Annotated in this window: 5 protein-coding genes and 1 rRNA gene; 3 read left to right on the top strand and 3 right to left on the bottom strand. The window is 66.1% G+C overall.

All coding sequences use genetic code 11. The annotated features are described in order from the left end of the window. The first annotated feature begins 17 nt into the window (after positions 1–17). A 5S ribosomal RNA gene (gene rrf / locus G369_RS0133620) occupies positions 18–130 on the top strand. Positions 131–594: 464 nt separating this feature from the next. Here the strand turns inward: rrf and G369_RS0133615 are convergent. The 3 genes from G369_RS0133615 to G369_RS0133605 form a co-directional block, all read right to left on the bottom strand. Then, positions 595–2,466, bottom strand: a complete 1,872-nt coding sequence (locus G369_RS0133615) for a phosphoenolpyruvate carboxykinase (GTP) (protein ID WP_019658468.1) — start codon at positions 2,464–2,466, stop codon at positions 595–597. Positions 2,467–2,619: 153 nt separating this feature from the next. Continuing rightward, complete coding sequence (locus G369_RS39180) at positions 2,620–2,772, bottom strand: hypothetical protein (RefSeq protein ID WP_019658467.1); 153 nt, start codon at positions 2,770–2,772, stop codon at positions 2,620–2,622. A gap of 119 nt (positions 2,773–2,891) precedes the next feature. Next, positions 2,892–4,091, bottom strand: coding sequence for a threonine ammonia-lyase (locus tag G369_RS0133605; RefSeq protein ID WP_026346853.1), 1,200 nt, complete (start codon positions 4,089–4,091; stop codon positions 2,892–2,894). Between the two features lie 116 nt (positions 4,092–4,207). Here G369_RS0133605 and G369_RS0133600 point away from each other — a divergent pair, with 116 nt between their 5' ends. Both G369_RS0133600 and G369_RS0133595 read left to right on the top strand, forming a co-directional pair. Next, complete coding sequence (locus G369_RS0133600; protein WP_019658465.1) at positions 4,208–6,532, top strand: ATP-binding protein; 2,325 nt, start codon at positions 4,208–4,210, stop codon at positions 6,530–6,532. An 86-nt stretch (positions 6,533–6,618) separates the two neighbouring features. After that, complete coding sequence (locus G369_RS0133595) at positions 6,619–8,268, top strand: S41 family peptidase (RefSeq protein ID WP_019658464.1); 1,650 nt, start codon at positions 6,619–6,621, stop codon at positions 8,266–8,268. Positions 8,269–8,289 lie beyond the last annotated feature (21 nt).

The raw sequence follows: 8,289 nt of genomic DNA, 5'->3' as shown, positions 1-8,289 counted from the left end.
TCAGACAACCCTTTATGCCTGATGACCATAGCGAGTTGGTCCCACTCCTTCCCATCCCGAACAGGACAGTGAAACGACTCAGCGCCGATGATAGTGCGGGTTCCCGTGTGAAAGTAGGTCATCGTCAGGCTCTTACAGCCCCAAAAACCCCCGCTCAATCTGAGCGGGGGTTTTTGCTTTTACGGGCAGCAAAAAGAAAAAGAACAGGCGCATCACCGGTTGCGCACAACCTCCGCCTCCACTTCGGCACCTCCCGCAGCTACCAACTCCTTCAACATATCTCGGGCTAGCTGCAAAGCTAAATCCAGCGATGCCGAGTGCTAGCAATTGCGAAGAATCGAACCCTTCATCTGACTGCACCTACGGTAGTCAGCTCTCAAGACACCATCCGCCAAGCGATCCAGTTCAATACTGCCGGAAAACCTTGATCGGATCGCCTTGAGATAGGCTGTCTGGCGCATCCAGGTATTCCAGTCAGGCCTCTTCGAGGGCAATGATTGGCTGAATCGAGTTCATCTATTGAAAGCCCGAGGAAAAATAAAAAAAGCCCGATGGAGACTCCATCGGGCTTTTTTGCTTTGAAGCAGCTTGGTATCAAGCAGCCAGGCGTTGCTCGATAGCCGCCTTCGTCTCCGGCAGCTCCTTCGGCAGATGGTGCTCCAGCTGCTTGAACAGCTCGGCATGCAGCTTCAGTTCAGCCTGCCAAGCCGCCTTGTCGATGCTGGTCACCGTAGCGAATTGCTCGGCGCTGAAGTTCAAGCCAGTCCAGTTGAGGTCTTCGTAGCGCGGGCTGATGCCGGTGATGTGCTCCACGCCCTCAGTCTTGTTGCCTTCGACACGATCGATCATCCACTTCAGAACGCGCATGTTCTCGCCATAGCCGGGCCAGACGAACTTGCCGTCGGCGCCCTTGCGGAACCAGTTGGTCGTGTAGATCTTCGGGAGCTTGGCGCCTGACGCCTCGAGCTTCATGCCCAGGTCGAGCCAGTGCTGGAAATAGTCGCTCATGTTGTAGCCCATGAAGGGCAGCATCGCGAAGGGATCGCGGCGGACGACGCCCTGCTGGCCAGCTGCGGCAGCAGTCGTCTCGGAGCCCATGGTCGCCGCCATGTAGACGCCTTCAACCCAGTTGCGGGCTTCGGTCACGAGCGGCACGGTGTTCGAGCGGCGTCCGCCGAAGATGAAAGCGTCGATGGTCACGCCCTTCGGGTCGTCCCATGCCTCGTCGAGCGCGGGGTTGTTGGTCGCGGCGACCGTGAAGCGGGCGTTCGGATGGGCGGCCTTCGCGCCGGTTTCCTTGGCGATCTGCGGCGTCCAGTCCTTGCCTTGCCAGTCGATCAGGTGAGCCGGCAGTGCCTTGCCAGGGGCGTCCTGCTCCATGCCTTCCCACCAGACGTCGCCATCGTCCGTCAGTGCGACGTTGGTGAAGATCACACCCTGGTCCAGGCTGCGCATGCAGTTGGGGTTCGTCAGCATGTTGGTGCCCGGCGCAACGCCGAAGTAGCCGGCCTCCGGGTTGATCGCGCGCAGGGTGCCGTCGGCCTGCGGCTTGATCCATGCGATGTCGTCGCCGATCGTCGTGACCTTCCAGCCTTCGAAGCCCGCCGGCGGAACCAGCATCGAGAAGTTGGTCTTGCCGCAGGCGCTGGGGAACGCTGCCGCCACGTGGTACTTCTTGCCTTCGGGATTCGTCACGCCCAGGATGAGCATGTGCTCGGCCAGCCAGCCTTCGTCACGACCCATGTTGGAAGCGATGCGCAGCGCGAAGCACTTCTTGCCCAGCAGCGCGTTGCCGCCGTAGCCGGAGCCATAGCTCCAGATCTCGCGCGTCTCGGGATAGTGGACGATGTACTTGGTCTTGTTGCACGGCCAGGCCACGTCCTTCTGGCCAGCCTCGAGCGGGGCGCCCACGGTGTGCACGCAGGGCACGAATTCGCCGTCGGCGCCCAGCACGTCGTAAACGGCCTTGCCCATGCGGGTCATGATGCGCATGTTGACCGCGACGTAGGGCGAGTCGGAAAGCTCGATGCCGATGTGGGCGATCGGCGAACCCAGCGGTCCCATGCTGAAGGGCACGACGTACATCGTGCGGCCCTTCATGCAGCCATCGAACAGCGGCTGAAGGGTCGCCCGCATCTCGGCCGGGGCCATCCAGTTGTTGGTGGGGCCGGCGTTTTCCTTCTGCTCGGAGCAGATGTAGGTGCGGTCTTCCACGCGCGCCACGTCGCTCGGGTCAGACAGCGCGAGGAACGAGTCGGGCCGCTTGGCGGGGTTGAGCTTCTTGAAGGTACCTGCGTCGACCAGCTGCTGGCAGAGGCGGTCGTACTCTTCCTTGCTTCCGTCGCACCAGTGGATGGCTTCGGGTTTGCACAGCGCGGCCATGTCGGCCACCCAGGCGATCAGCTTTGCGTTCTTGACGTATGAGGGCGCCTGAATGGTGAGGCCCTTCATCGTGGGTGCGTTCATCGGAAAATCTCCTAAGTTGAAAAATCGTCTTTCCGAACGGGACGCCGTGCCGGCTCAGGCACGGAGGTCCGTTTGAGAAAACGTTTCGCTTCGGGAGATTGCGTCGGCGCGGGCCGCACCGCCCGCGGACAAAGGCGCTAACGCACGTCAGCTTCAGGCCATGTAGACGGCGATGGATGCCAGCAGCAGCATCAGCACGCCGCCGGCCAGCGGAAGCACCAGCGGCATCAGGTGAACGACCGACTCGACAGCGTCTTGTTCGACGGCCGCGCCATGGCTCGGCTCGACGGGAGTGGGATTGGACATCGGGAAATTCCTCGAATACGCAATTGACAAACTGATGGCATTTTACCGGCGGGCCGCCGGCAGCCGGTCTAGGGGGATGCGAGCCCCCGAATGGGGCATTCCGGGCTTGATCTTGCAGCTCAATGCTGCTCTTCGGCCTCGAACCCGGCGTCCTTCAGCGCGGCCAGCACGCTGGCCAGATGGGCGCGTCCACGGGTCTGCAGCACCAGCTCGACATCGACGTTCTGCGCCGCCAGCATGGTGAAGGCGCGCTGATGGTGAACCTCGTCGACGTTAGCGCCCGCTTCGGCCACAGTGGCCGTGATGTGGGCCAGCGAGCCCGGCACGTCGCGTGCGCTCACGCGGATGCGCGCCAGCCGCCCGGCCCGCACCATGCCTCGCTCGATGATGGCCGCCAAGAGCAGCGGATCGATGTTGCCGCCCGACAGCACCAGCCCCACCCGCTTGCCGCGGAAGCGCTCCGGGTGCCGGATCAGCGCGGCGAGCCCGGCGGCGCCCGCGCCTTCGACCAGGGTCTTCTCGATCTCGAGCAGCATCAGCACGCCCTGCTCGATGTCGCCTTCGTCCACCAGCAGCAGGTCGTCGACCTTGCTCGCGATGATCTGCTGCGTCAGCACGCCGGGGGTACCGACCGCGATGCCTTCGGCGATGGTGCTCGAGCCCTGCGCATGATGTGTACCCTTGACTGCGTTGACCATCGCCGGAAAGCGCGTGGTCTGCACGCCGACGATCTCGATGTCCGGCTTGCGTTCGCGCGCGGCCACCGCCATGCCAGCGATCAGCCCGCCGCCGCCGACCGACACCACCAGTGCGTCGAGATCGGGCACGGCGTCGAGCATCTCCAGCGCCACGGTGCCCTGGCCGGCGATGATCGCTTCGTCGTCGTAGGGGTGCACGAAAGTCAGTCCCTCGCGCTGCGCAAGCTCGAATGCATGGGTGCGGGCGGCTTCCAGCGTGTCGCCGTGCAGCACCACCTCTGCGCCGAAGCCGCGCGTGCGTTCGATCTTCACGCCGGGCGTGAACCGCGGCATCACGATCAGCGCCCGCAGCCCGAGGCGTTGCGCGTGATAGGCCACACCCTGCGCATGGTTGCCCGCAGACATGGCGATCACTCCGCGTGTACCGTTCTCGGAAAGATCGACCAGCTTGTTGCACGCCCCCCGCTCCTTGAACGAGGATGTGAACTGCAGGTTCTCGAATTTCAGGAACACCTGGGCGCCGACGATTTCCGAAAGGGTGCGTGATTCCACGCACGGCGTGTTGAGCACCTGCCCCTGGAGGCGCGCCGCGGCGCGTTCGATTTCCTGGATTCCGACCATGGCGCGCATTGTGGCTGGAATCGCAACCATCAGGGTTTTTCCCGTTTCACGGTCTTCCCGAAGCCAAAAGTCTGCGTTATGGTCTGTCCGAAATTGTCCTCGTTGGAGGTTGCCTGATGGCCAAGCGTGCGGGTGTCGATGTGGTGGCTGCTGCGGTACGCGGGCAGGCATTGCCGTCGCCCGGACTCAAGGAAGCCCCGGTGCTCGAGCTCATGTGCTCGCACTTCGTGCTGACGCTTGCTGCCAAGCAGGGCCCGCGCTTCAACGTGCGGCGCGACATCAATGGCCTGCTCTCGCTCACCGGGCGGCATCTCGTATGGCCCGCTGCCGTGCTGCAGCGGCTTCGCGAGTTCCTCGGACGGCGCTGCGCGGGCAATGAAGCCTGGAAGGGCGTCGAAGACCTCGACGGCCGCACGCTGCTGGAGCGCCACGGCGTGTGGCGCGGCCCGTACGAGGAAGGCACGCTCTTCTTCTATCTCGACGAATACGCGAAAGACCAGCCGAAGGACCTGCTCTCGGTGCTGGCCGTCACGCGCGACTGGCTCACGCACGCGCTTCGCAAGCAGTCGACGCTGGTCGAGAAGAACATCGACGCGCTCGCGGGCCTGCTGCAGCTCAACAAGGCCGAGCGTGCGCTGCTGCTGTACGGCACGCTCGCACGCTACCAGCGCGACCTGCGCTCGCTGCTGGTCGAATTCAAGGTCAACAACGCGCCCGAAGCCTACGCCGCCATCGCCGACATCGCCGGCGTGAGTGCGAGCGACGTGGGCGAGGCGCTGCGCGCGGGCTCCAGGCTCGAGCGCATCGGGCTGGTCGAGAACCTCATCTCCGAGCACAACATCACCGACCTCGCCGATCTCATGAAGGTCAGCGAGAAGCTGCCGCCGGTGCTCATGCGCGAGTACCGCGACCACAACGAGCTGATGGCCGTGTTCACGCGCCCCTCCGCCAAGAGCGCGCTCGCGCCGCAGGACTTCTCCTTCGTGCAGGAAGACGTGCAGATGCTCGTCACGCTGCTGCGCGCGGCGGTCGCTCGCAAGGAGCCGGGCGTCAACGTGCTGCTCTACGGCCCGCCCGGCACCGGCAAGACCGAGCTCGCGAAGGTCGTGGCGCAGGCCGCAGGGCTCGAGCTCTTCGAGGTCGAGTACGCCGACCGCGACGGCAATTCGCTGAGCGGCCGCGACCGCTACCGCTCGCTGCAGATCGCGCAGGTGTTCCTCAAGGGCAGCGCGCAGGCCGCGCTGCTGTTCGACGAGGTCGAGGACGTGTTTCCGCCCATCAGCACCGAGGCCGCGCAGTTCATGGCGCGCGCCGAGCAGATCCCCGCGCCCACCAGCGGCAGCGTGAGCGGCAAGGCCTGGGTCAACCAGATCCTCGAGGCCAATCCGGTGCCCACGCTGTGGGTCACCAACCGCATCGAGCAGATCGACCCGGCCTTCCGCCGCCGCTTCGCGTATCACCTCGAGCTCAAGTCGCCGCCACCCGGCGCGCGCGAGCAGCTCGTGAAGAAGACGCTCGAAGGCGTCGTCGTGTCCGAGGCCTTCACCGCCAAGCTCGCGGAGCGCAAGGGGCTCACGCCCGCGCAGATCCGCACGGCGGTGCGCTTCGCCGGACTGGCCGGTGCCGAAGGCGCCTCGACGGAAGCGCTCATCGAGCGCCAGCTGCGCAATGCCGATCTGGCGCTCGGCACCGCCGACTCCGGCCGCGGCGAGCGCCGCAGCGTCACCACCTACGACCTCGAAATGCTCAACGTCGAGACCCGCTTCGAGATCCCGCGGATCGTCGAGGCCTTGAAGGCGCGCGGCCACGGCTCGCTGTGCTTCTACGGCGCGCCCGGCACGGGCAAGACGGCGCTGGCGGAGCACATCGCCAAGGCGGTGGGCCGTCCGCTCATCGTGAAGCAGGCCAGCGACCTGATGAGCAAATACGTCGGCGAGACCGAGCAGAACATGGCCGCCATGTTCCGCGAGGCCGAGGCCGAGAAGGCCGTGCTGCTGCTCGACGAGGCCGACAGCTTCCTGCAGGACCGCCGCGGCGCGCAGCGCACCTACGAGGTCACCGAGGTCAACGAGATGCTGCAGGGCATGGAGCGCTTCAACGGCATCTTCGTGTGCACCACCAACCTGCTCGACCGGCTCGACCAGGCGGCGCTGAGGCGCTTCACCTTCAAGATCAAGTTCATGCCGCTCACGGCCACGCAGCGCGAGCGCATGTTCGTCACCGAGGCGCTTGCCGGCGATGCCGCGCTCATGACGGCATCGATGCGCTCGCGGCTTGCGGCGCTGGGGCAGTTGTGCCCCGGCGATTTCGCGGCGGTGAAACGGCAGACCGATATCCTCGCGGTGGAGTTCTCCGCGAGCGAGTTCCTGGACCAGCTCGAAGCCGAGCATCGCATCAAGCCCGAAGTGCGCGAGTCGCGCGGCATGGGCTTCGTGCAGTAGCGGCACCTGTGGCGGCGTGCGCCGCCGCCGCGCAGAACGAGAACATCCGTCCGCCGGTGCGGACACGGACATGAGGAGGAGAACGCATGCTGGAGTCTCGCAAGATCGACGACGCGCGGCGGTTGCCGCGTCCTGGCGCATGGACCGCCGCCGGCGCCGTGCTCGCGGCTGCAGCCCTGCTGTCGGCCTGTGGGGGCGGCGGAGGAGGCGGGGGCGGCGGGGGCGGCGGCGGCCTGCCGATCGGCCTGATCCCCGGCGCCACCACGATGCCCCCGCCTGCGAGCGGAGACGGCGGCAATGGCAGCGGTTCCGGCAGCGGCATCGTAGCCTCGGCCACCGTGGCCGGCCTGTGCGCGTCGCCGCGCACCGGCATCAACCCCGAGACCGGCGGCGCATATCCCGACCGCAGCGGCACGCTCGACAACGAGAAGAGCTGGGTGCGCGGCTGGATCGACGAAACCTACCTCTGGTACGGCGAAGTGCCCACCACCCTCAAGGCCGCCGACTACGCCACGCCCATCACCTGGTTCAACGTGCTCAAGACGACGGCCACCACGCCCTCGGGCCGCGCCAAGGACCGCTTCCACTTCACCTACGACACCGAGGCCTACCGCCAGCTCACGCAGGGCGGCGTCTCCGCCGGCTACGGCATGGAGACGGCCGCGATCCGCAGCTCGCCGCCGCGCGACATCCGCATCGCCCTCGTCGAGCCGGGCTCGCCCGCCAACACTGCCGGCTTGGCACGCGGCGCGAAGATCCTGAACATCGACGGTGTCGACGTCGTCAACAGCACCGGCACGGCCAACGTCAACGCGATCAATGGGGCGCTGTCGCCCAAGGCCGTCGGCGAATCGCACACCTTCACCTTCGAAGTGAACGGCGTCGCGCAATCGCCGGTGCAGTTGACGGCCGCCAATGTCACCAGCGTGCCGGTGCAGAACGTGCAGGTCATCGACACCGGCAGCGGCCGTGTGGGCTACCTGCTGTTCAACGACCACATCACCACGTCGGAGACGCAGCTCATCAACGCCGTCAACAGCTTCAAGCAGGGCGCCGGCATCCAGGACCTGGTGCTCGACATGCGCTACAACGGCGGCGGGCAGCTGCTCATCGCGAGCCGGCTGGCCTACATGATCGCCTCGCCGTCCGTGACCGCGGGCAAGACCTTCGAGCAACTGGTGTTCAACGACAAGAACCCGTTCCGGCTCTCCGTCGCGCAGACCCTGACGCCCTTCGTCAGCACCAGCCGCAGCGGGCAGCCGCTGCCCACGCTGGGCCTGTCGCGCGTGACCGTGCTCACCGGCCCCGACACCTGCTCGGCGAGCGAGTCCGTCGTCAACAGCCTGCGCGGCGTGGGCGTCACCGTCAACCTCGTCGGCGGCACCACCTGCGGCAAGCCCTACGGCTTCTATCCGCAGGACAACTGCGGCACCACCTACTTCGCGATCCAGTTCAAGGGCGTGAACCAGAAAGGCGAGGGCGACTACGGCGACGGCATGGCACCGAATGCCGGCTGCGTCGTGGCCGACGACTTCAACCACCAGCTCGGCGACAAGGCCGAGGCGCGCCTCGCTGCGGCGCTCGCGTTGCGCAGCTCGGGCTCATGCTCCGTCTCCGCCAAGACGACCGTCCAGGGCCTGGAGAAGGCGGCCGAGCCCGAAGCGGAGCAGCCCTATCTGCCGGGCCGCTCGCCGCTGCGCGAGAACAGGCTGATCGGCCTGCCCGATCCGGCCTGAGCCGCTCGCGAGCTGCCCGCC

Origin of the sequence: Variovorax atrisoli 110B (assembly GCF_000382045.1) — a bacterium.
In the GTDB taxonomy this organism is placed as follows: domain Bacteria; phylum Pseudomonadota; class Gammaproteobacteria; order Burkholderiales; family Burkholderiaceae_C; genus Variovorax; species Variovorax atrisoli.
The sequence above is the reverse complement of the archived record's forward strand: the minus strand, read 5'-3'. Positions and strand labels throughout refer to the sequence as shown.

Coding starts and splice junctions, on each gene's coding strand:
- G369_RS0133615 (WP_019658468.1), bottom strand. CDS start 2,466: ATGAACGCACCCACGATGAAGGGCCTCACCATTCAGGCGCCCTCATAC.
- G369_RS39180 (WP_019658467.1), bottom strand. CDS start 2,772: ATGTCCAATCCCACTCCCGTCGAGCCGAGCCATGGCGCGGCCGTCGAA.
- G369_RS0133605 (WP_026346853.1), bottom strand. CDS start 4,091: ATGGTCGGAATCCAGGAAATCGAACGCGCCGCGGCGCGCCTCCAGGGG.
- G369_RS0133600 (WP_019658465.1), top strand. CDS start 4,208: ATGGCCAAGCGTGCGGGTGTCGATGTGGTGGCTGCTGCGGTACGCGGG.
- G369_RS0133595 (WP_019658464.1), top strand. CDS start 6,619: ATGCTGGAGTCTCGCAAGATCGACGACGCGCGGCGGTTGCCGCGTCCT.